Here is a 23,135-nt window from a genome sequence, read left to right as displayed (position 1 = left end):
GGCGCTGGCTCCATCACGGCTGAAGCCGCTCCCACGGTTCGAGTGTTGGCGGTGGCAGCGGTGTCAGGCCGTCAGCCGCTCGCGCAGGCGCCCCAGCATGCCGAACAAACTGCCGACCTTCTCCCTCTCCTGCTCGTCCTTCGGCGCGGCAGCCGCGCGGCTCACCAGCAGCGTCGGCTCGGCCCGCCAGATCAGCGCCTGCTCCGCCGCCGCTTTCAGGCCTTTTTCGAACAGGCCGCGACGAATCGGTTTAGGCAGGTAACGAAAGATCTGCGCCTCGTTGATCAACTTCAACAACGCCTGGGTATCGCAGAACGGCGTGACCACCAGGGTCAGTAAGCGCGGATGGGCCTGGGCCAGGCTTTTCATCAGCGGCGCGGTGTCTTCGCCGCCCAGCTTGAGGTCGCTGATCAACAGGTGCACCGGTTCCTGGTTCAGCACTGCCAGGGCTTCGGCCAGCGTGCGGGCGCGCAGCAAACGGTGGCCGGCGGCGCTGCAGAAGTCGCCGACGCTGGCCAGCGTGTCGGCATCCTCGTCCAGCAGCAGCACATTTAGCGGCGCAGACAACTCACTGGTCGCCGCGGTCACCGGCGCCTGGGCCTGGCGTGCGGCGATTTCGGCGGCCTGGCGCAGGGTGAAGGCCATTTCCTGCTGATCCCAGGGCTTGGTCAGGTAACGAAAAATACCGCCGCTGTTCAACGCTTCCACCGCCGCATCCAGGTCCGAGTAGCCGGTGAGCAGAATGCGCAGGGTTTCCGGTGCGATCTCCCGGGCCTCGGCCAACAACTGTGCGCCCGTCATCTGCGGCATACGCTGATCGCTGACGATGATGTGCACCGGCTCGCTTTTCAGCCGTTCCAGGGCGCGGCGCGGGTCGCTTTCGGTCAATACCTCGTATTGGCGCCGGAACTGCAGCGCCAGGCTGCGCAGGATGCGCTCTTCGTCGTCGATAAAGAGGATACGAATCGGCAGGCTCATCTCTCAGGCACTCCATTTCAGTTCGGCGCTTTGGGCGCGCGGCAGACGTAGCAAAAAGCGCGTGCCACGGCCGGGTTCCGAGGCAACGCGGATCACGCCACCGTGGTCTTGGATGATCTTGAAGCTGATCGACAGGCCCAGACCGGTGCCCTGCCCGACCGGTTTGGTGGTGAAAAACGGATCGAAAATCCGCGCCAGCACCTCCGGTGGCATGCCACGGCCGCTGTCTTGTACCGAGACGAACACCGCCGCCTCGTCGGCCCAGGTTTTCAGCAGAATTTGACCGAAACCCTCAATCGCCTGGGCGGCATTGGTCAGCAGATTGAGCAGCACCTGGTTGATCTGCGAAGGCGCGCAAGCGATGCGCGGCAACTCGCCGAGCTGCGAGATCACTTCAGCCTTGTCCTTGATGTTGTTGCGGGCGATCACCAATGCGCTGCGAATGCAGTCGTTGAGGTCGACCTCATCGCTCATGGCACGATCGAGGCGGGCAAAATCCTTGAGGCCAACGACCAGTTCGGCGATCTGCCCAAGGCCATAAAGGGTGTCACCGAACAGCTGATTCAGGTCATCCACCAACAGCTCGGGTGCCGCCTGCTCGCGAACGCTGGCGGCCTGTGCCAGCGCCTGGGCCAGGCGCGCCTCGGTGCAGGCCGGGTCGGCCAGGCAATCGGCCAGGGCGGCCTGGGTCTCGGCCAGCAGAAACAACGGCGCACTCAGCTCGCGCAGCAATTCGACGTTGTTCTTCACATAGCCCAGCGGGGTGTTCAGTTCGTGGGCGACGCCGGCGACCATCTGCCCGAGGGAAGCCATCTTTTCCGACTGCACCAGTTGGGTCTGCGACTCCTTGAGATCGACCAGGGCCTTGCGCAGCACTGTGTTGCGCTGAGCGATGCGCGCTTCCATGGCCTTGAGCAGGTCGAGTACCGTGCCGATTCCCTGATAGCGGCCAGCGGCGTCGACCAGAATGAAGTCTTCGGTGATCGGGTATTGCAGCTGGCCGGTGATCTGCTTGGCCGCTTCGTCCAGGCTGGTATCCAGGCTGACCACCAGCGGCGTCGGGTTCATCACCTCCTGAATCGGATGACGACCGCGCAAGTCGCGCCCGAAGCGCTGCATGAAGATGTCCTGCAACTTCGAGCGGCTGACCAGCCCCACCGGGCGCTCATCGGCGTCGACCACCGGCAGGGACAGAAAGGCCTTGTGTTCGGGGGTCAGCAAACGGTCGGCCACGTCGCTGATGCTCATGCTCGGCAACAGCGGCGCGACGGGTTTGAGCAGGCGACTCAGGGCACTTTCGGCGATCATGGACGGACACTTCCCGAAGTAAGAAGCTCGCCATTCAAACAGCGTCAAGTTGCCAGCATGTGACAGCTGTCACGTCCAGTTAACAGCTTGTCGCTGCATTCATCTGTTGGTCACAGCGCTGCGGGCCACCGTGGCGCGGCGTTTGGCGGCTCGGGAAGAGGCTTTTATCTGACAGCGCCAGGGCCTGAGCGTATGGTAAAAACAGGTCAAGATGTCTGGCACGCTCACAGCGTGGGCTGATCGAAACCCTGTAGTGCCGCGACGCCGTGGCGTTGATCACGCCCCGTTATCAACCACGCATCGCATCTCAAGGAGAACCCTATGCCCTGGTACGCCTGGCTGATCATGCTGGTCGCCATCGGCTCGATCGTCGGTGGTTTGCTGATGCTGCGCGACACCGCGAAAAAGCTGCCGCTAACCGACGAGCAACTGAAACGCATCCATGAACGCAACGCCGAGATGGATGCCCAAGACGCGCAGGACCGTTAGTTCAGCACTGGCCGTGCCCACGCGCCCTCCTCCGAACCGCGCGAGGCGTGGCTATTGCGCTGCGCTTGGGCTGTTCGCTCTCAAGCCACCCTCGACCGCAGGCATGACAGCGATCTGATAGCGGCCGAAGACCTCCATGAGTTGTCCTCGGCTGCGCAGCCCCTGCATTAACGCGCTGAACGCCTCAGCACTGATGGGCGCCTGTGGGCGCAGCAGGGCGTAATGCCGATAGGTCTGGTCGGCGCGCAGCGAGACCAGGAACTGGCCGGCGCTTTCGCGGTGGCGCGCCAGGAAATCGCCCAGGTACGAGCGCGTCACCAGTGCAATCTCGGCGCGCCCACGCAACACCATCGACAGGTTGCTGTCGTGGGAGTAGGTCAACTTGGCGTTGAAATTATCAGCCAGGTACTGGGGGTCGGAATTGAAGTCGGCAAAGCCATAGTGATAGCCGCTATAGAGCGCCAAACGCTTGCCGTGCAACTCGTTGAAGTAACTTTGGTCACGCCCCTGAACGGCCCGGGCCACGAACACCTCGGCATCCTCCAGGCCCATGTCGACGGCGTCGTGGGCAATCGTCTGCCAGCCCCATTGCGGGTTTTCGAAGATCGCCATGTCGATCCGGCCTTGCTCGAAATCGCGGTAACGCCGGGGCAGCGAAGTCGGTATCGCGATAAATCGATACTCGTTTTGCGCCTGATTGAGCGCAACGAGCAACTCGTGCAGCAAGCCCCTCTCGCTCTTGCCCTGCTCTTGCTTGAAGACATAAGGCGGGAAATGCACGGACCCGACGCGCACCAACTGCTCAGCCAGCACGGGCAAGCAAAAGGCCGTACAGCACAACAACCCAAGAGTGTCCAATGCACGGCGCAGATTTAACACCACAACCCCCAACATCCTTATTAAAAGCGCTGATCGCGCAAACCTGATGTTACAGCACGTTTTATTCGACCTTGATGACCAATGACAACGCTTCCTCAGCCAACTGGTCCAGCGTCATCGGCCCCTCCGGACGGAACCAGGTGGTGGTCCAGGACAAGGCCCCGGTGAGAAAGCGCCGCTGGATGAACGGGTCGCCGCTGAAGTAGCCGGCGTGCTTGGCCTCGCCAAGTACCTTGAGCCAGATCTGCTCGTAGGTACCGCGCAGATCGAGGATATAGGCCTGCCCCTCTTCGGACAATGAACGCCACTCGTAGACCAAAACCCCCATCGCCTCGCCCGTGCCGCCCATGATCGACTGCAGCTCGCAACGAATCAACGCCAGCACCCGCTCGCGCACAGTGCCCGCAGTTACCAGGGCGGCATTCATCAGCGCCGTGTTGTAGCGGATGGTTTCCTCCATGACCGAACGGAGGATTTCATCCTTGCTCTTGAAATGGTGAAAGATGCTGCCGGACTGAATGCCCACCGCACCGGCCAGATCGCGCACCGTGGTGCGCTCGTAGCCTTTGCTGCGGAACAGGTGCGCGGCCGTCTGCAGCAGTTTGCCGCGCGCGCTGTCCGGGTCCGTGATCTGGCCGCTGGCGACCAAATCGCGCATCACCGCCTGGGCTTGTTGATCATCCACGCTTGTTGCTCCCCGCCTGTCTTCTCGTTTGCCCAGCCCGCGATCCCTATAAAGGATCAACAGGAGCCAGCAAGTGCTTGTCGTCGTTAGTGAAATTTATGCTTGAAGAGGCAACCAAGCAAGCGCTTGGCCATTCTTTAGGGTAGAAAGCTCACTCATGGGGCTTTTCAACCAAGCGCTTGCTTGGTAGTGTTTGTCACACCACTTCCCGTGTCGCGGATAATTACAATGACCAAGACCGTACGCATCGGTTGCGCCTCTGCCTTCTGGGGCGACACCTCCACCGCCGCTGCTCAATTGGTTCGTGGCAGTGACCTCGATTACCTGGTGTTCGACTACCTGGCCGAGATCACCATGTCGCTGATGGCCGGCGCACGGATGAAGAACCCCGAACAAGGCTATGCCGGCGACTTCATCGAAGTGCTGGCACCACTGCTGCAGGAAATCGCCGCCAAGAACATCCGCGTGATCAGCAACGCCGGCGGCGTCAACCCGCAGGCCTGCGCCAAGGCCATGGCCGCCGCCTGCGAAAAAGCCGGCGTGCAGCTGAAAATCGCTGTTTTGCATGGCGACAACCTGCAACCCACGCTCAATGAACTGAACAAAACCGGCGTCCGCGAGATGTTCACCGGCGCCGCACTGCCGCCCATGTGCGTATCGGTCAATGCTTACCTCGGTGCGCCGGGCATAGTCGAAGCCCTCGCCCAGGGCGCCGACATCGTCATCACCGGGCGCGTGGTCGACAGTGCGGTGGTCAGCGCCGCCCTCGTGCATGAGTTCGGCTGGCGCTGGAGCGATTACGACAAACTGGCCCAGGCCGCCCTGGCCGGACACATCATCGAATGCGGCGCGCAGTGCACCGGCGGCAATTTCACCGACTGGGAGTCGGTGCCGGACTACGAACATATCGGCTTCCCGGTGATCGAGGTACAGGCCGATGGCCGTTTCGTCGTGAGCAAACCGCAAGGTTCCGGCGGTCTGATCACACCGTTCACCGTGGGCGAGCAGATGCTCTATGAAATCGGCGACCCCCGCGCCTATCTGTTGCCGGACGTGGTCTGCGACTTCACCCAGGTCGAACTGGCCCAGGTCGGTGACAACCGGGTCGAACTCAAGGGTGCCCGCGGCCTGCCGCCCACCCAGCAGTACAAGGTCAGCGCCACCCACCCGGATGGTTTCCGCTGCACCGCCAGTTGCCTGATCGCCGGGATCGACGCGGTGAAAAAGGCCGAACGGGTAAGCCGGGCGATCATTGCCAAGACCGAGGAAATTTTCGCCGAACGCGGCTGGGGCCCGTACCGCGAAGTGAATATCGAACTGCTCGGCAGCGAAGCGACCTACGGCCCCCACGGCCAACGCCAGGACACCCGTGAAGTGGTGATCAAGCTGGCCGTGCGCCACAGCAAGAAGGAAGCCCTGGTGCTGTTCTCCCGCGAGATCGCCCAGGCCGCCACCGGCATGGCGCCCGGGCTGACCGGCATAGTCGGCGGTCGACCGACCGTGTACCCGGTGATCCGCCTGTTCTCCTTCCTGGTCGACAAAGCCGCCTGCCGGTTAGAGGTCGAGCTGGCGGGCGAACGCCACGTCGTGACCCTGCCGCAACTGGCCAGCTACGACCCAGCCGCCCTGCAGGACGCCTGCGAACCCGCGCAGCCAATAGACCTCGCCGATGCCAGCGTGCCGCTGATCAAACTGGCGGTGGCGCGCTCCGGCGACAAGGGCAACCACAGCAATATCGGGGTCATGGCGCGCAAGCCCGAGTACCTGCCCTGGATCGCCACGGCACTCAGCGTCGAAGCGCTCGCCGACTGGATGAATCATGTGCTCGACCCACAGACCGGGCGCATCAGCCGCTGGTACCTGCCGGGTTGCGAGGGTCTGAACTTCCTGCTGGAAAACGCCCTGGGCGGCGGCGGTGTCGCCAGCCTGCGCATCGACCCGCAGGGCAAAGCCTTCGCCCAGCAACTGCTGGAATTCCCGGTGCCGGTGCCCAAAGCCATCGCCGATCAGCTGTGAACGTAGGGTGGGTTAGCCGCAGGCGTAACCCACCAACCGGCTCACCGAGCCGGCCACTCAGGTGTCAGGCGGTACCTGACGGTACCGATGGTGGGTTACGGCCAGAGGCCTAACCCACCCTACGAGAGACGAATAGGGAAACGATCGACATGACGTACGACTCAGTCTTCAAACCCGGCCTGTTCAGCGGCCAAACCATCCTGGTCACCGGCGGCGGTAGCGGTATTGGCCGTTGCACCGCCCATGAACTGGCGGCTCTCGGCGCCCATGTGGTGCTGGTCGGGCGCAAGCTGGACAAGCTGGAAAAAACTGCCGCTGAAATCGTCGAGGACGGCGGTAGCGTCAGTTGGCAGGTCTGCGATATTCGCGAGGAAGAGTCGGTCAAAAGCATGGTCGCCGCAGTGATTGCTGAGCGCGGGCCGATCCAGCACCTGGTCAACAACGCCGGTGGCCAATACCCCGCCCCGCTCGCCTCGATCAACCAGAAAGGTTTCGAGACCGTGGTGCGCACCAATCTGGTCGGTGGTTTCCTGGTCGCCCGCGAAGTGTTCAATCAGTCCATGAGCAAGCACGGCGGCAGCATCGTCAACATGCTCGCCGACATGTGGGGCGGCATGCCTGGCATGGGCCACTCCGGCGCCGCCCGTGCGGGCATGGAGAACTTCACCAAAACTGCCGCGTTCGAGTGGGGCTATGCCGGGGTGCGAGTGAATGCCGTGGCGCCGGGCTGGATCGCCTCCAGCGGCATGGACACCTACGAAGGCGCGTTCAAGGCCGTGATCCCCACGCTCCGTGAGCATGTGCCGTTGAAACGTATCGGCACCGAGTCGGAAGTCTCGGCGGCCATCGTCTTCCTGCTATCGCCGGGCGCTGCCTTTATCAGCGGCAACACCATTCGCATCGACGGTGCCGCTACCCAGGGCAGCCGCGCCTGGCCGCTACACAAAGCGCAGAACAGCAAGTCCTACAACGGCTTCCACCGGGCTTTCCTGCCTGATGTTTTGAAGGACCAGGAGTAACGCGATGTCAGTTATTCAGTCTGAACTAGACGCCCACAGCGAAGGCTACGCGCAGAACCGCGAGGCCATGCTGGCGACCATCGCCAGCTTTCGCGAGATCGAACAGAAGGTGCTGGACAAGGCTGCCGAAGCCAAGCCGAAGTTCGACAAGCGCGGCCAGTTACTACCCCGCGAACGCTTGAGTTTGCTGCTCGACCCCGGCGCGCCGTTCCTCGAACTGGCCTCGCTGGCCGGCTATAAATTGCATGACGATAAAGATGGCACCCAGGCCGGCGGCGGCATCATTTCCGGTATCGGCTATATCGCCGGCGTGCGCTGCCTGATCAATGCCAGCAACAGTGCGATCAAGGGCGGCACCATCTCGCCCAGCGGCCTGAAGAAGACCCTGCGCCTGCAACAGATCGCCTTCGAGAACAAACTGCCGGTGGTGACCCTGGCGGAGAGCGGCGGTGCCAACCTCAATTACGCGGCAGAGATTTTCGTCGAGGGTGCCCGCGGCTTCGCCAACCAGGCGCGCATGTCGGCCATGGGCCTGCCGCAGATCACCGTGGTGCATGGCTCCAGCACCGCCGGCGGGGCTTATCAGCCTGGCTTGTCGGACTACACGGTGGTGGTACGCGGCAAGGCCAAGATGTTCCTCGCCGGCCCGCCGCTGCTGAAAGCCGCCACCGGCGAAGTGGCCACCGATGAAGAACTCGGCGGTGCCGAGATGCACGCCCAGATCGCCGGCACCGCCGAGTACCTGGCCGAAAACGATGCCGATGGCGTGCGCATCGCACGGGAGATCATCGGCATGCTGCCGTGGAACGCGCAACTGCCGCAGCGCCCGGCAAAGACTTGCAACGAGCCGCTCTACCCGATCGAGGAACTGCTCGGCGTCGTCCCGGCGGACCCGAAAAAACCCTACGACGTGCGCGAGATCATCGCCCGCATCGCCGACGGCTCGCAGTTTCTCGACTTCAAGCCGGAGTTCGATAACCAGACCATCTGCGGCCACCTGCAGATCGAAGGCCAGCCCTGCGGTTTTATCGGCAACAACGGGCCGATCACGCCCAAAGGTGCGGTCAAGGCCGCGCAGTTCATCCAGCTCTGCGACCAAAGCAATACGCCGATCCTGTTCTTTCACAACACCACCGGCTTCATGGTCGGCACCGAGTCCGAACAGCAGGGCGTGATCAAGCACGGCTCCAAGCTGATCCAGGCGGTGGCCAACGCCCGCGTGCCGAAGCTGACCATCGTGGTCGGCGGCTCCTACGGCGCCGGCAACTACGCCATGTGCGGCCGTGGCCTGGACCCGCGTTTCATCTTCGCCTGGCCCAACAGCAAGACCGCGGTGATGGGCGGCGCCCAGGCCGGCAAGGTGCTGCGCATCGTCACCGAGGACAAGCACCGCAAGGAAGGCAAGGAAGCCGACCCGAAAATGCTCGACATGCTGGAAACCGTCACCGCACAGAAGCTCGACAGCCAGTCCACCGCGCTGTACGGCACCGCCAGCCTGTGGGACGACGGCCTGATCGACCCGCGCGATACGCGTAAATTGCTCGGTTACTTGCTCGATATTTGCGCGGAGGCCGATGCCCGCCCGCTTAAAGCCAATACCTTCGGGGTTGCCCGCTTTTAATCCCCTCTCCCACTTGTGGGAAAGGGAGATCAGCACAATAGGAGAACAAGAAGATGATCTTTACCCAGGAACACGAAGAACTACGCCGCACCGTGCGCAATTTCGTCGACAAGGAAATCAACCCGTATGTCGACGAATGGGAAAAGGCCGGGCGCTTCCCGATCCACGAAATCTTCAAGAAAGCCGGCGACCTCGGTCTGCTGGGCATCTCCAAGCCGGAAAAATTCGGCGGCATGGGGCTCGATTACAGCTACTCGATTGTCGCCGCCGAAGAGTTCGGCACCATCCACTGCGGTGGCATTCCGATGGCCATCGGCGTGCAGACCGACATGTGCACCCCGGCCCTGGCGCGCTTCGGCTCCGATGAGTTGCGCGAAGAGTTCCTGCGCCCTGCGATTACCGGTGAAATGGTCGGCTGTATCGGCGTCTCCGAAGTCGGCGCCGGTTCCGACGTCGCCGGACTGAAGACCACTGCCCGTAAAGACGGCGACGACTACGTGATCAACGGCGCCAAGATGTGGATCACCAACTCGCCGTCGGCCGACTTCATGTGCCTGCTGGCCAATACCTCGGACGACAAACCGCACGTCAACAAGTCGCTGATCGTAGTGCCGATGAACACCCCGGGCATCAGCCTCAGCCCGCACCTGGACAAGCTCGGCATGCGCAGTTCGGAGACCGCCCAGGTGTTCTTCGACAACGTCCGTGTGCCGCAGCGCAACCGCATCGGCCACGAAGGCGCCGGCTTCATGATGCAAATGCTGCAATTCCAGGAAGAACGCCTATTCGGCGCGGCCAACATGATCAAGGGCCTGGAATACTGCGTCGACAGCACCATCGAGTACTGCAAGCAACGCCAGACCTTCGGCAATGCGCTGATCGACAACCAGGTCATCCACTTCCGTCTGGCGGAGCTGTCGACCGAAATCGAATGCCTGCGCGCGCTGGTCTACCAGGCCACCGAGATGTATGTGCGTGGTCAGGATGTCACCAAGCTCGCCTCGATGGCCAAGCTCAAGGCCGGGCGCCTGGGCCGTGAAGTCAGCGACAGCTGCCTGCAGTACTGGGGCGGCATGGGCTTCATGTGGGACAACCCGGTGTCGCGTGCCTACCGTGACGTGCGCCTGGTCTCCATCGGCGGCGGTGCCGACGAAATCATGCTCGGCATCATCTGCAAACTGATGGGCATCTTGCCTGGCAAGAAGAAAGGCTGAGCCGCCGATGGCTCCCGTGCTGCGCGTGGGAACCCATAACGGGACGCTCCGCGTCCCAACGGCGCGGAGCGTCGCCAGGAGCATTCCCACGCAGAGCGTGGGAACGATCACCACAAGAGAGGCAAAAATGCCGCTGCCTAACTGCGAAACCCTGCTGCTCAATCTCGACGGTGGCGTCCTGCACGTCACCCTCAATCGTCCCGAGAGCCGCAACGCCATGAGCCTGGGGATGGTCGAGGAACTGCGCGCGGTGCTCAGGGCCGTGCGCGATGAGCGCGACGTGCGCGCCTTGGTGCTCTGCGGCGCGGGCGGGCACTTCTGTGCCGGTGGCGATATCAAGGACATGGCCGGCGCCCGGGCAGCAGGGCCCGAGGCTTACCGCGAGCTGAACCGCGCCTTCGGCAGCCTGCTGGAGGAAGCCCAGAGCGCGCCGCAGGTGTTGATCACGCTGCTGGAAGGCGCGGTGCTCGGCGGCGGCTTTGGCCTGGCCTGCGTGTCCGATGTCGCCATCGCCCATGTCGATGCCAAGTTCGGCCTGCCGGAAACCAGCCTGGGGATTATCCCGGCGCAGATCGCCCCGTTCGTGGTCAAGCGCATCGGTCTGACCCAGACTCGCCGCCTGGCCCTGACCGCCGCCCGCTTCGATGGTCGTGAAGCCGAACGCCTGGGCCTGGTGCATTTCAGCGAAAGCACCGCTGAAGCCGTGGCGGCGCGCCTGCAACAGGTGCTGGAGCAGGTACGCAGCTGCGCACCCCAGGCCAACGCGGCGACCAAAGCCCTGCTGCTGGCCAGCGAAAACCAAGCCCTGGGTCCGCTGCTGGACAGTGCCGCCAAACAGTTCGCCGCCGCCGTCACCGGCGCCGAGGGCGTCGAGGGCACCCTGGCATTCGTACAGAAACGCCCACCTAGGTGGGCGCATTAACCCTGTGGAAGGGGGCTTTAGCCGCGAAAGCGCAATGATGCCCATCGCGGCTAAAGCCCCTCCCACGAATCACCCGCTCGCCACGATTACGAACAGCAGGAACACACAGATGCCGGCCTTCAACAAGATCCTGATCGCCAACCGCGGCGAAATCGCCTGCCGGGTGATGCGCACCGCACAGGCTTTGGGCTATCGCACCGTCGCCGTGTACAGCACGGCGGATGCCGATGCGCGCCACGTGCAATGCGCCGATGAAGCCGTGTGCATCGGCCCGGCGCAGGTCAACCAGTCGTACCTGAAGATCGACGCCATCATCGCCGCGGCCCGCAAGACCGGCGCCGACGCGATCCACCCCGGCTATGGCTTTCTCTCGGAAAACGCCGAATTCGCCCAGGCCTGCGAAGAGGCGGGCATCGTGTTCATCGGCCCGACCATCCAAGCCATCCACCTGATGGGCAGCAAGCGCCTGTCGAAGATCGCCATGCTCGAAGCCCAGGTGCCGTGCATCCCCGGCTACGAAGGCGCGGCGCAGGACGAAGCAGTCCTGGCCGCGGAGGCCGAGCGCATCGGTTACCCATTGATGATCAAGGCCAGTGCTGGCGGCGGTGGCCGTGGCATGCGCCTGGTGCATGAAGCCGGCGAACTGCTCGCACAGATCCGCACCGCCCGCTCGGAAGCACAAAACGCCTTCGGCTCCGGCGAGCTGATCCTGGAGCGCGCGGTGATCCAGCCGCGCCATGTGGAAATCCAGGTGTTCGGCGACCAGCACGGCAACATCGTTTACCTCGGCGAGCGCGATTGCTCGGTGCAGCGTCGCCACCAGAAGGTCGTCGAGGAGGCGCCCTGCCCGGTAATGACCGCCGAGCTGCGCCGGGCCATGGGCGAGGCGGCGGTGAAGGCCGCGGCCTCGGTGAATTATGTCGGTGCCGGCACGGTGGAATTCCTGCTCGACCAGAGTGGTGAGTTCTTCTTTCTGGAAATGAACACCCGCTTGCAGGTCGAACACCCGGTGACTGAACTGATCACCGGCCAGGACCTGGTGGCCTGGCAGATCCGTGTGGCTGAAGGCCAGCCGTTGCCGCTTGAACAGGAGCAGATCACCCTCAGCGGCCACGCCATGGAAGTGCGCCTGTATGCCGAGGACTCGGCCAACAACTTCCTGCCGCAGACCGGCGCAGTGCTGCGCTGGGAACCGGCGCTGCTGGACGGCATCCGCATCGATCATGGCCTGGTCGAAGGCCAGCAGATCACTCCGTTCTACGATCCGATGCTGGCCAAGATCATCGCCTACGGCGCCACCCGTGACGAGGCGCGGCGCAAGCTGATCCGTGCGGTGGAAGACTGCGTGCTGCTGGGCGTGAACGGCAATCAGCGCTTCCTCGCCAACCTGCTCAAGCACCCCGAGTTCGCCGCCGGCAACGCCACCACGGCCTTTATCGGCGAGCATTTCCAGGCCGACCCGAGCCTCAGCCCACAGGCGCCCACGGTGGCCGAACTGGCCAGCGCCGCCAGCCTGCTCTACCAGGCTTCGGCACAGGCCCGCGCACATCAACCAGGCCTGTCCGGCTGGCGTAACGCCGGCAACGCGCCCTGGCGCTTCGTGTTCAGGCACGGCGAGCAGAAGCTGACGGTGGAACTGGCGGTAATCGAGCCAGGCCCTCGGCCACGCTTGCTGGCACAGGTCGGCGCAAGCCAACTCGAGGTGCACCTGCTCGGGGCTGACGGCCGCTGGGCCACCCTGGAGCTGGACGGCGTGCGCCAGCGGATTGCCTATCATCAAACCGGCGAACAACTCTGGCTGTACGGCGCCAACGGCAACCTGCAACTGACCGATGTGACCCACGAACCGGCAGGCGGGCAGAACGCCGCCAGCTCCGGCACGGTCAAGGCACCGATGGATGGCGCCATCGTCGAGGTGCTGGTGGCCGAAGGCGACCAGGTCAGCAAAGGCCAACTGCTGGTGGTGCTGGAAGCGATGAAGATGGAGCACCCGCTCAAGGCCGGGGTCGCTGGTATCGTCCGCCGCGTCCAGGCCAGCAAGGGTGACCAGGTCAAGAACCGCCAGGTGCTGGTCGAGGTGGAAACCCAGGCCTAGGGTGGCGTCTTATCAGCCCAATAGAGCGGTGGAAAACGCTCCGCGGTTTTCCACCCTACACACTCAACCGTGGGAGGGGCTTTAGCCGCGAGCGGTAACAGCATCGCGGCTAAAGCCCCCCACAAGAGCCGTCATGCAACTCGACTCGCCCATAACTACAAGATACGGAGCACACCCATGTCACTGTCCGGCAAAACCCTGTTTATCACCGGCGCCAGCCGCGGTATCGGTCGTGAAATCGCCCTGCGGGCGGCCAAGGACGGCGCCAATATCGTCATCGCCGCGAAAAGCGCCGAGGCCCACCCCAAGCTCGCGGGCACCATTCACAGCGTCGCGGCGGAAGTCGAAGCGGCTGGCGGCAAGGCCCTGGCCCTGCAACTCGATGTGCGTGACGAGAACGCCGTCAAAGTCGCCACGGCCAAGGCCGCCGAACACTTCGGCGGGATCGACGCCCTGGTCAACAACGCCGGCGCGATCAAGCTGGTCGGGGTCGAGCACCTGGAGCCCAAACGCTTCGACCTGATGTTCCAGATCAACACCCGCGCGGTGATGGTCTGCAGCCAGGCGGCGCTGCCGTACCTGAAGACCAGCGCGGGCGGCCACATCCTCAACCTCTCTCCGCCGTTGAATATGGACAGCAAGTGGTTCGCCCAGCACGGCGCCTACACCGTGACCAAATACGGCATGAGCATGCTGACCCTGGGCATGAGCGAGGAATTCAAGAAGTACGGCATCAGCGTCAACTCGCTGTGGCCCAAGACCATGATCGCCACCGCCGCCATCGAGTTCGAACTGGGCAGCCGCGAGGCCTTCAAACGTGCGCGCCTGCCGGCGATCATGGCCGATGCGGCCTACGCGATTCTTTCCAGCAACGCTCGCAGCATCACCGGCCGCCTGCTGATCGACGAAGAAATCCTGCGTGAACAGGGCTTGAGCGAATTCGAGCAGTACCGCTTCGATCCGGCCGGTGGCTCGCTGATTCCGGATCTGTTCGTCGACTGACAGCAGCGGCTGCCTGACGATTTCCGTAGGAGCGGGCCATGCCCGCGAAGCTTTTGCTTTAGCGGCCTTCGCGGGCATGGCCCGCTCCTACACAAAGCAGCCGGATATCCAGTTGCCGATCTGCCTGAAACCGCTCGCGCCAGGGTCATAGCAGGGCCGGGCGCAAGGTTCTACAGTTACCTTTCGCCCCCGCATAACAACAGCGCGAGAGTCATGACCCACGCCGACCTGATCACCCCTGCCCGCTTTATCGCCCACCTGCCCGCCACCCTCTGCCGCGTGCCGCGCATGCTGCGCGGCCTGTACTACGCCGGCATCCGCAATCGCGACAAGGCCCTGTCGCTGGCCTGGGCGCTGGAGCGCGCAGCCAACCTCTACCCGGACCGGCCGGCGGTGCTGGACGAGCAGCGGCAACTGTCCTACGCCAGCTTCAACGCCTGGGCCAATCGCCTGGCCCGCGCCTTCAAGGCCGAAGGGGTCAGCCACGGCAGCGTCGTCGCAGTGATGCTGGAAAACCGCATCGAGGTGCTGGCGGTACTCGCGGCGCTGGCCAAGCTCGGCGCGGTCGGCGCCCTGGTCAACACCAGCCAGCGCGGCCAGGTGCTGATCCACAGCCTTAATCTGGTCAAGCCCAGCCATTTCGTGATCGGCGAAGAACTGCACGCGCCGTTCGAAGAGGTCCGTGGCGAGGTGCTCAACAGCGGCGAGCACTGCTACTGGATCGCTGACGGCGACAGCTTCAGCAAGCCCGGCCAGGCGCCGGCAGGCTGGCAAAACCTGATCGGTCTGGCGCAAAACCTCGCCCGCGAAAACCTCGCGGAAAGCGCCCAGGTGTGCCTGAAAGATGCCTGTTTCCTGATCTACACATCCGGCACCACCGGCCTGCCAAAAGCCTCGATCATGAGCCACGGCAAGTGGATCAAGGCCTACGGCGGCTTCGGCCATTCCGGCCTCGGCCTGAACGACAGCGACGTGCTCTACCTGACGCTGCCCTGCTACCACAACAATGCCGTGACCGTGTGCTGGAGCGCGGTGCTGGCCGGCGGTGCGGCCATCGCCCTGCGCCGGCGCTTCTCCGCCAGCGCCTTCTGGAAAGACGTCAAGCACTACCAAGCCACCTGTTTCGGCTATATCGGCGAGCTGTGCCGGTACCTGCTCAATCAACCGCCCTGCCCGGAAGAACGGCACAACAGCCTGACCTGCATGATCGGCAACGGTTTGCGCCCCTCGATCTGGGGCGAGTTCAAGCAGCGCTTCGGGATCGAGCGGATCACCGAGTTCTACGCCTCCAGCGAAGGCAATATCGGCTTCACCAACGTGTTCAACTTCGACAATACCGTCGGCTACTCCCCGGCACCCTACGCCATCGTGCGCTACGACCTGGAGAACGACCGACCGCTGCGCAACAAAAAGAATTTCATGGAGAGGGCCGAAAAAGGCGAGCCCGGCCTGCTGATCAGCGAGATCAGCCCGAAATGGCCGTTCGACGGCTACACCGACCCGGCGAAAAGCGAGGCGGTGATCCTGCGTAACGTGTTCAAGCAGGGCGACGCCTGGTTCAACAGTGGCGACCTGATGCGCGACATCGGCTTCAAGCACACCCAGTTCGTCGACCGCCTCGGCGACACCTTCCGCTGGAAAGGCGAGAACGTCTCCACCACCGAAGTGGAGAACGCCCTCGGCGCTTTCCCCGGCATCGAGGATGCGGTGGTTTATGGCGTAGAAATTCCCGGCACCAATGGCCGCTGCGGGATGGCCGCCCTGCGCCTGGCGCAAGGCACAGAACTGGCGACTGCCGAGCTGGCCGCGCACCTGGATCGCTCCCTGCCGCCCTACGCCGCGCCGCTGTTCTTGCGTTTGCTGAAAGAAGTCGAGACCACCGGCACCTTCAAGTACAAAAAAACCGACTTGAAGAAAAACGCCTACAATCCAGAGCAGATCAGCGAGCCACTATTGGTTCGCCTGCCCGGCCAAAGCTGCTTCCAGCACTTGGGTAGCGAGCTTTACCAAGCCATCCAGGCCGGCGATCACCGCTTCTGAAACGCACCCTTTCCCCTTAGCGCCGGCCTTCAGGTCGGCGTTTTTTTATCGCCGGGTTTATTGCTTGAACTCGAACTGCAACTCGGCCCCTTCCACCGACCGCCAGTAATCGTCTTCACGGTCATTGGTCAACAGCCGGCCATTCAACTGGAACGGACTCTGCCCGGACGGTTTCTCGACGAACAAGGGCGGCAACAAAGACTTGCTGATCGCCTCATCCACAGACTCATCCAGCTGCATTTCCTTCACCACCTCTTCGGGCAGACGCAGGTCCAATGTGGCTTTGGGCAGCGGCTCTTTGGCGGCCTGGCTGACAGTGGCCGCCGGCCGGGGTTTGGGCGCGACAACCGCTGCTACAGGTGTCGGTGCCTGCTTGAGCAGCGGTTTGGCGGGCTTCTCGACCTTGGCCGGTGGCGGCTCGGGAACGACTTCAGGCGCCTCGCTCGGCGCGCTGACAGCCGGCACCGCAGGTACCGGTGGCGATTTGGGCGGGGTCGGCTCGACAGGGTCGCAGGCGCTGAGCAGCACCAGCGCCGCGGCAAGCCCCAGGCAGCGGATAGCAATCATGGGGAACACAAGCAGCTAACGGAATCCATTAATGCTCTCGCGGAGTCGCTTGCCTGGCAAGCCCGGGATTGAATCGCCTTGTTGCCAAACACCGCCCACCGCGCAATAACCCCGGAGTATTAGCGTGAATCAGCGGAACCCCGCGCCTCGCTGGTTTGCATGCGTTTGAGCTCGGCCTGCAGATCGAGCCCCGGATAACGCCGCTGCAACGCGGCGAGTTGCTCACTGGCAAGCTGCTGCTGGCCGCCATCGCCTAATCGCACGATCTGCTGCAAGGCGCTGTGCAATTCCTCGCTCAGTGCTTGCACAGGCTGACCAGCGGCGGACTTGGCCTTTGATGTCTGCAGCTTGGCGGCGCTGTCCGCCTGGCGGCCACTGAGGCTGGACATGGCGGCTTCGGCCTTCACCTGTTCATCCGCCACCGCCGTGTGCGCCTCGGCCAGCGGGGCAGCCGGCGCAGGTGCGACATTGACCGACAACTCGGCGCTGCGCTTCTTCTCCGCCACCGCTGGCGGCGGCGCATACGATTGCACCGCCTCCATGGCCGGCACCGGAGCCTGCATCGGCACAGGCGCCATCTCGTAACGCTCCGGGCTGCGCTCAACCGTATGCAGGGTCAAGCCCAGCCCCAGGCCGAGGGTCGCCAGGCTGGCGAACGCCACGGACCAGCGCGTCCGTTGGCTACCGCCAAACAACCAGCCCTGCAGACGCGCCATGGCGCCAGGCGTGGGTGCCAGGCGTGGGTCGCCGGCTGGCAATGCCGCGCTGGCCGCAGCCAGGATCCGTGCATCCAGGGCGGCGGAAGGTTCGCTCGGGGCATGTGCGCGGTAGTGCTGCAGCAGCGCCTGCTCATGCGGATCGAGCGGCAATGTGTCGGGTTGCTGCCCGACACGATCATGGGGTTCGTGGCTCATGCGGATACCTCTTCGGCGGTGGCCGGGTCGGCCAGCAACCGACGTAACTTTTGCAGCGCATAACGCAAGCGGCTTTTCACGGTTTCCGCCGGGGTGCGGGTCAGCTCGGCGATCTCGCCCAGCTCCAGGTCGCCATGGGCGCGCAGCAGGAACACTTCGCGCTGCTCGGCCGGCAGATCGTCCAACGCGGCCTGTAACCGCTGCCGGTCACGCGTCAGGCTGAGCTGTTGTTCCGGGTTTGGCTCACTGGCGGTCTCGCCGTGCAACTGCTCATCGAACTCGTCCTGCAAGGCCAGGCGCTTGCCATGCTTGCGCCAGTGGTCGATCAGCCGGTTGCGGGCGATCTGGTACAGCCAGGTCTTGAACTGCACCGCTTCGCGCTGTTCCGACGCGCTGCGGATCAGGCTCAGCCAGGTTTCCTGGAACACCTCCTCGGCCAACGCCGTATCGCTGCACAAGCCGCAGAGAAAACCAAACAGGCCAAGGCGGTGGCGCGCATAAAGCACGCTGAACGCCTCGGCATCGCCGCGCCGATAACGCCGCAGGAGTTCGGCGTCGCTATCGGCGGGAAATGTCGCAACAGGGGCGGATGTCACGTTTACTCGACCTTGGCCATACCGGGAACGGAACTTGAAGGCGCAGTTTGCAGGCTCTGCGCCAGCTCGACCAGCTGAACGAACTCGGCACGCAGGCCGAAGCGGTCTTCGCCCTTGGCACCGCGAGCCAGTTTGGCGCTGGCCGCCATATCGAACGTGCCGGTGTATTGCCCACCCTTGAGCTGCTGGGCGAAACCGGCAACGGCTGCGGCAAAGCGCAGATCCTCGCTGGCCTGGGCGATCGGCGTGGGGGTCTGTTGCGCCTCGATCGGCACTTCCAGCAAACGGCTCTGGCTTTGCTGCGGCCCTTTGTAGCGGATACGCAGCAGCGCCAGCTCGCCGGACTTGGCAGCGGTTTTCGCCGCGTCCTGGTAACGCAGCGGCTCCACCCAACCTTTGTTGCCCGTCGGCACTATCTCGTACAGCGCGGTGACGCTGTGCCCGGCACCGATCTCGCCGGCGTCGATCTTGTCGTTGCTGAAATCCTCGCGTTTGAGCGCCCGGTTCTCGTAGCCGAGCAGGCGGTATTCACTGACTTGCGCGGGGTTGAACTCGACCTGGATTTTCACGTCCTTGGCCACCACCGCCAGGGTCGAACTCAGCTGCTCGACCAGCACCTTGCGCGCCTCGCGCAAGGTGTCGATGTAGGCGTAGTTGCCGTCGCCGGCGTCGGCCAGTTGCTCCATCAACTGCTCGTTGTAATTGTCGGTGCCAAAGCCCAGGGTGGTCAGCGAAATACCGCTCTTGCGCTTGTCGGCCGCCAGTTTCTTCAGGGTTTCGAAGTCGCTGATGCCGACGTTGAAATCGCCATCGGTGGCCAGCAGGATGCGGTTGATGCCCTGGTCGAGAAAACCCTGCTGCGCCTGCTGGTAGGCCAGCTGAATGCCCGACTCCCCTGCCGTCGAACCGCCGGCCGTGAGCTGATCGATGGCCGCGCGGATCTTGGCTTTCTGCGCCCCCGAAGTCGGCTTCAGCACCACCCGCGATTCACCGGCGTAGACCACCAGCGACACCCTGTCCTGCGGACGCAATTGCTCGACCAGCAACTTCAGCGTGCTCTGCACCATGGGCAGGCCTTCACGTCTATCCATCGAGCCGGATACATCCACCAGGAACACCAGATTGGCGGCGGGCAGCTCTTCGACCTGCAGATCCGAAGCCTTGATCGCCACCTTGAGCAGACGACTGTTGGCATTCCACGGCGAAACCGCCAGCTCGGTGCTCACGCCAAACGGCGTATCGCCCTTGGACAACGGGTAGGCATAGGGAAAGTAGTTGACCAGTTCCTCAAGGCGAACCGCCTCTTGCGGCGGCAGGCGACCCTCATTGAGAAACCGCCGCACGTTGGCATAGCTGCCGGTATCCACATCAATGCTGAAGGTCGATACGGGCGTCTCGGCCACGGTGTGGATCGGGTTATCCGCCAACTTCTGATACTGCTCGCGCGACACATCGCGATAACCCGGCGGCGGTGCTTCATTGCTTGGCATCGGGGCAGCCAGGCTTGGCATGAGCATGCCACTGGTTGCGTACTTCGCCGACTCGGCCTTACGTGTCAGGGGCTGCGTTTGTGCCCGCGACTCAGGGGCCTGGGCAGCGTCAGCAACGACGGCCAGTTTCTCCTGCAGCACTGGCGCACTCGCTTGTTCGGAATTCGAGGCGCTGCAAGCGGCTAGCGCCAGCAGCAGACCGCCGGCGAAACCACAGAGCAGCGGTTGACGGGAAATCTCACGGTAACTGGACATGCTGGGCGCCTCCTGGGGACGAAATATCCATTCGCCCAGGTAGACGCAGCGGTCACGGTGTTCGGGTTAACAGGCCGTTGAAAAACTATCGGCGTTGCCGATACTGCGTAAAAATGGCCGATGAAGCCTGCCGAACGCTTTTTCAGAATGCGCCAGGGGCTTCCTGGCACAGCTGATTGGCCAGCATCCCCAGCGTCATCAGCGCGCGCTCGGCTTCGCGATTCCACGGGATGCCGCAGTTCAAGCGCACACAGTGATTGAACTGCTCGGTATTACTGAAAATCAGCCCCGGTGCGATGCTGATGCCCTGCTGCAATGCCCGCACATGTAGATCCTTGGTGTTCACTCGCCGTGGCAGGCTGACCCAGAGGATAAATCCGCCCTTCGGCCGAGTGATTTGCGTACCCTCGGGGAAATACTGCTGCACCGCCAGCTGGAAGGCGCTGAGGTTCTTGCGGTACTCCTGGCGGATATAGCGCAGATGGCGGTCGTAGCCGCCGTTCTCCAGGTAGGCCGCCACGCCCATCTGCGTCACGCTGCAAGCCGAGTGGGTGCTGAAGGTCTGCAGGCGCTGGATATCGTCCTGATACTTGCCGGCAATGATCCAGCCGATCCGCACACCGGGCGACAAGGTCTTGGAAAAGCTCGAGCAATACAACACCCGCCCCTCGCGATCATGGGATTTGAGCGCCTTGGTCGGCCCCTGCTCGAACATCAGCTCGCCGTAGATATCGTCCTCGACTACGTGGAAGTCGAAGTCCCGCGCCAGGCGCAGCAACTGCTTTTGCCGGTCCTCGGGCATGGTACCGCCCAACGGGTTGCTCAAGCGTGCGGTCAATACCATGGCCTTGATCGGCCATTGGTTGGCCGCCAGTTGCAGGGCTTCCAAGCTGATGCCGGTGGCTGGATCGCTGGGAATCTCGATCACTTTCAAGCCAAGCAAATCGGCCAGTTGCAGCAGGCCGTAGTAGGTCGGCGATTCAGTGGCAATCAAGTCACCTGGCTTGGTCAACACCCGCAACGACATCTGCAGGGCGTCCACGCAACCGTGGGTGATCACCACCTCGGCCGGGTCGACCACCACCCCGGCGTCACGCATGCGGATCGCCACTTGCCGGCGCAGCGGCTCGAAGCCTGGGCTGAACATGTAACTGAAAGCGCGCGGGCTCTGAAACCGGGTGACCTTGGCCAATTGTTGGTGCAACGCCCGCACGGGCAGGTAATCCACATGTGGCACAGCGGCGCCGAGGGGAAACACCCCTTCGCGGCGCGACTCGGTGAGCACCTGGTTGATGATGCTGCTGCGGGTGACCAAACCGGGCCGCTCGACGCGAGCGATGTCCGGGGTTGGTGCGGTCAGCGCCGGGGTCTGGTGGACATAGAAGCCGGATTGCGGCCGCGCACGGATCAGCCCCTGATCCTCCAGATTGGCGTACGCCTGGAGCACCGTGGCATGGCTGACGTTCAGCTGCGAACTCATCTTGCGCACCGACGGCACCCGCTCACCCGGCTGGTAAACGCCACGGCGAATATCCTCAGCCAGTTGCTGAGCGATGCGCTGATAAAGCAACAGATTGGTCATGGCAGCCTTCCCCGGATCACTGAACCGAAACAGTAGCCGAGCGAACGAAAACTGCACCGGCACAGTTGCCTCTATTGTTGCCAGTACAGTGCCTGATGGCCAGTGACTGTATCGGTTCAATTGGCAGCAAAAATAAATTGCTTAGGACAGGTGGGTATATGTGGCGGCTTTAACGGCGCAGACGCGGAGCGTCCCAGGCGGTGTTCCCACACAGCGTGGGAACGATCAATTCGCGGGGATGACGAGCGCGGGTGACCATCCAGAACGCTTCGAATGTCACTCCTGCCGGGCGGGAACCCAGCAGGCAACTGGCCTAGCGAGACGAGCCGAGATTGCCCTGCTCATCGGAGAAGACGATCTCCACCCGACGATTCTGTGCCCGCCCACGTGCGGAAGCATTCTCCGTCACCGGGAAATCCGCACCGTAACCGCTGACCTGGATACGCTTGCCGTCGATACCCAGATCGACCAGCAGATCGGCCACGGTCTGTGCCCGGGCGCGTGACAGTTCGAGATTTTCCTCTTTGCTGCCACGGCTGTCGGTGTAGCCCTCGATCCGCACCACACGGCGCGGGTTGAGTTGCAGAAACTGCACCAGCTTCAGCACCGTACGGTTGGCGGAGGCTTTCAATTCGGCCTGGTTGGCATCGAACAACACATCGCCCAAGGTCATGACCAGACCACGCTCGGTTTCGGTCGTGGCCAGGCTGACGATCTGCTCCTCCAGCCACTTACCCTGCTGTTGCACGCTGAGCAATTTGGCTTCGCGCAGATTGAGTTGCAGGTGTTCACGCTCCAGATCGAGCTTGGCCGCGCGCTCCTGGTTCTGTCCCAGCGCACTGTGTTCAGCGGCAATCTCGCTGTAACGCTGGCTCAGGTAAGCATAATGGCTGACATCAGCCTCACTGCCCCAGTAGCTGGAGAGACGGTCGGCGCGCGCCAAGGACTCACCGGCACGAATCACATCCTTGGGCGCGCTGCGCAGTACCGCCGAGTCTTCTTTGACCGCCTGGAATTTCTCCCGCGCGGCTTCCAGAGCCTGCTCGCTGTTCTGCTGGCTGGCGCAACCCGCCAACAATACGATGGTCAGCCACAGGCTGGCATTCAGGTAGGCATTGCTCACTGCAAATCCCCCAACTGCTTGCGCAGACGATTGATCCGCGTGTTCAACTCGGCCAGTTGCTTCTGACTTTTCAGCGTCAGTACACGCGCTTCGGCCAGACGCGCATCCAGCTCGGCTTGTTCGGCGAGCATGCGCGCTCGTTTGTAATCTTCTTCGAGCATGTTCTTCTGCGCGAGCGCCAGCTTCTGCTCGGCGAGCAGCATTTCCGGAATCTGCTCATCAGCCCCGACTGCCTTGGCCTGGGTTACAGCCTGCTCGGTCAGGCGCATCTGCTCGTTCGGCGCAGGGTCGTTGGCACAACCGGCCACGGCCATAACAGCCAGACAGGTTGCCAGTATGC

The 23,135-nt window shown here is 63.2% G+C and carries 20 protein-coding genes; 9 read left to right on the top strand and 11 right to left on the bottom strand.

Annotated elements, in window-relative coordinates; genetic code table 11:
- Nucleotides 1-63: 63 nt before the first annotated feature.
- Nucleotides 64-978, bottom strand: coding sequence for a response regulator (locus AC3IYG_RS08045; RefSeq protein WP_489313260.1), 915 nt, complete (start codon nt 976-978; stop codon nt 64-66).
- A 3-nt stretch (nt 979-981) separates the two neighbouring features.
- The gene (locus AC3IYG_RS08040; protein ID WP_489313259.1) at nt 982-2,286 is read right to left on the bottom strand and encodes an ATP-binding protein; all 1,305 of its coding nucleotides are present in this window, start codon (nt 2,284-2,286) and stop codon (nt 982-984) included.
- Between the two features lie 321 nt (nt 2,287-2,607).
- Between AC3IYG_RS08040 and AC3IYG_RS08035 the strand changes: the two genes are divergently transcribed.
- Nucleotides 2,608-2,775 (top strand): DUF2897 family protein, encoded by a 168-nt coding sequence (locus AC3IYG_RS08035; RefSeq protein ID WP_489313258.1) that lies wholly within the window; start codon nt 2,608-2,610, stop codon nt 2,773-2,775.
- A gap of 51 nt (nt 2,776-2,826) precedes the next feature.
- Here the strand turns inward: AC3IYG_RS08035 and AC3IYG_RS08030 are convergent, their stop codons facing one another.
- Together AC3IYG_RS08030 and AC3IYG_RS08025 are read right to left on the bottom strand one after the other, a co-directional pair.
- Nucleotides 2,827-3,669, bottom strand: a complete 843-nt coding sequence (locus AC3IYG_RS08030; protein WP_489313257.1) for a substrate-binding periplasmic protein — start codon at nt 3,667-3,669, stop codon at nt 2,827-2,829.
- 46 nt (nt 3,670-3,715) lie between these two features.
- The gene (locus tag AC3IYG_RS08025; RefSeq protein WP_489313256.1) at nt 3,716-4,339 is read right to left on the bottom strand and encodes a TetR/AcrR family transcriptional regulator; all 624 of its coding nucleotides are present in this window, start codon (nt 4,337-4,339) and stop codon (nt 3,716-3,718) included.
- 228 nt (nt 4,340-4,567) lie between these two features.
- Here AC3IYG_RS08025 and AC3IYG_RS08020 point away from each other — a divergent pair, with 228 nt between their 5' ends.
- The 8 genes from AC3IYG_RS08020 to AC3IYG_RS07985 all read left to right on the top strand — a co-directional run bounded on the left by AC3IYG_RS08020 (nt 4,568) and on the right by AC3IYG_RS07985 (nt 16,268).
- Entirely contained in the window at nt 4,568-6,355 is a 1,788-nt protein-coding gene (locus AC3IYG_RS08020; protein ID WP_489313255.1) for an acyclic terpene utilization AtuA family protein, read from the top strand.
- A 149-nt stretch (nt 6,356-6,504) separates the two neighbouring features.
- Complete coding sequence (locus AC3IYG_RS08015; protein WP_489313254.1) at nt 6,505-7,374, top strand: SDR family oxidoreductase; 870 nt, start codon at nt 6,505-6,507, stop codon at nt 7,372-7,374.
- 4 nt (nt 7,375-7,378) lie between these two features.
- Nucleotides 7,379-8,995, top strand: a complete 1,617-nt coding sequence (gene atuC, locus AC3IYG_RS08010) for a geranyl-CoA carboxylase subunit beta (RefSeq protein WP_489313253.1) — start codon at nt 7,379-7,381, stop codon at nt 8,993-8,995.
- A gap of 53 nt (nt 8,996-9,048) precedes the next feature.
- Nucleotides 9,049-10,209, top strand: coding sequence for a citronellyl-CoA dehydrogenase (gene atuD, locus AC3IYG_RS08005; RefSeq protein ID WP_489313252.1), 1,161 nt, complete (start codon nt 9,049-9,051; stop codon nt 10,207-10,209).
- 127 nt (nt 10,210-10,336) lie between these two features.
- The gene (locus tag AC3IYG_RS08000; RefSeq protein ID WP_489313251.1) at nt 10,337-11,131 is read left to right on the top strand and encodes an enoyl-CoA hydratase/isomerase family protein; all 795 of its coding nucleotides are present in this window, start codon (nt 10,337-10,339) and stop codon (nt 11,129-11,131) included.
- A 109-nt stretch (nt 11,132-11,240) separates the two neighbouring features.
- Nucleotides 11,241-13,226, top strand: a complete 1,986-nt coding sequence (locus AC3IYG_RS07995; RefSeq protein WP_489313250.1) for an acetyl/propionyl/methylcrotonyl-CoA carboxylase subunit alpha — start codon at nt 11,241-11,243, stop codon at nt 13,224-13,226.
- A 177-nt stretch (nt 13,227-13,403) separates the two neighbouring features.
- On the top strand, nt 13,404-14,228 hold the full coding sequence (locus tag AC3IYG_RS07990) for an SDR family oxidoreductase (RefSeq protein WP_489313249.1): 825 nt from the start codon (nt 13,404-13,406) through the stop codon (nt 14,226-14,228).
- A gap of 213 nt (nt 14,229-14,441) precedes the next feature.
- Entirely contained in the window at nt 14,442-16,268 is a 1,827-nt protein-coding gene (locus AC3IYG_RS07985; protein WP_489313248.1) for a long-chain-acyl-CoA synthetase, read from the top strand.
- Nucleotides 16,269-16,325: 57 nt separating this feature from the next.
- On the opposite strand, the gene AC3IYG_RS07980 is transcribed toward AC3IYG_RS07985, so the two are convergent.
- The 7 genes from AC3IYG_RS07980 to AC3IYG_RS07950 all read right to left on the bottom strand — a co-directional run bounded on the left by AC3IYG_RS07980 (nt 16,326) and on the right by AC3IYG_RS07950 (nt 23,109).
- Complete coding sequence (locus tag AC3IYG_RS07980) at nt 16,326-16,835, bottom strand: hypothetical protein (protein ID WP_489313247.1); 510 nt, start codon at nt 16,833-16,835, stop codon at nt 16,326-16,328.
- A gap of 119 nt (nt 16,836-16,954) precedes the next feature.
- Entirely contained in the window at nt 16,955-17,749 is a 795-nt protein-coding gene (locus tag AC3IYG_RS07975; protein WP_489313246.1) for a hypothetical protein, read from the bottom strand.
- Nucleotides 17,746-18,345 (bottom strand): RNA polymerase sigma factor, encoded by a 600-nt coding sequence (locus tag AC3IYG_RS07970; protein WP_489313245.1) that lies wholly within the window; start codon nt 18,343-18,345, stop codon nt 17,746-17,748. Before AC3IYG_RS07970 ends, AC3IYG_RS07975 begins: the two co-directional genes overlap by 4 nt.
- A gap of 2 nt (nt 18,346-18,347) precedes the next feature.
- Complete coding sequence (locus tag AC3IYG_RS07965) at nt 18,348-20,090, bottom strand: vWA domain-containing protein (RefSeq protein WP_489313244.1); 1,743 nt, start codon at nt 20,088-20,090, stop codon at nt 18,348-18,350.
- Nucleotides 20,091-20,232: 142 nt separating this feature from the next.
- Nucleotides 20,233-21,672 (bottom strand): aminotransferase-like domain-containing protein, encoded by a 1,440-nt coding sequence (locus AC3IYG_RS07960; protein ID WP_489313243.1) that lies wholly within the window; start codon nt 21,670-21,672, stop codon nt 20,233-20,235.
- Nucleotides 21,673-21,985: 313 nt separating this feature from the next.
- Nucleotides 21,986-22,795 (bottom strand): OmpA family protein, encoded by an 810-nt coding sequence (locus AC3IYG_RS07955; RefSeq protein ID WP_489313242.1) that lies wholly within the window; start codon nt 22,793-22,795, stop codon nt 21,986-21,988.
- The gene (locus AC3IYG_RS07950) at nt 22,792-23,109 is read right to left on the bottom strand and encodes a DUF4398 domain-containing protein (RefSeq protein WP_489313866.1); all 318 of its coding nucleotides are present in this window, start codon (nt 23,107-23,109) and stop codon (nt 22,792-22,794) included. The genes AC3IYG_RS07955 and AC3IYG_RS07950 overlap by 4 nt, the downstream gene beginning before the upstream one ends.
- Between the last annotated feature and the right edge of the window lie 26 nt (nt 23,110-23,135).

The sequence above is a fragment of the Pseudomonas sp. KH_027 genome (assembly GCF_057838565.1).
Note: the sequence above shows the minus strand (reverse complement) of the source record. Positions and strands in the feature narration are given on the sequence as shown.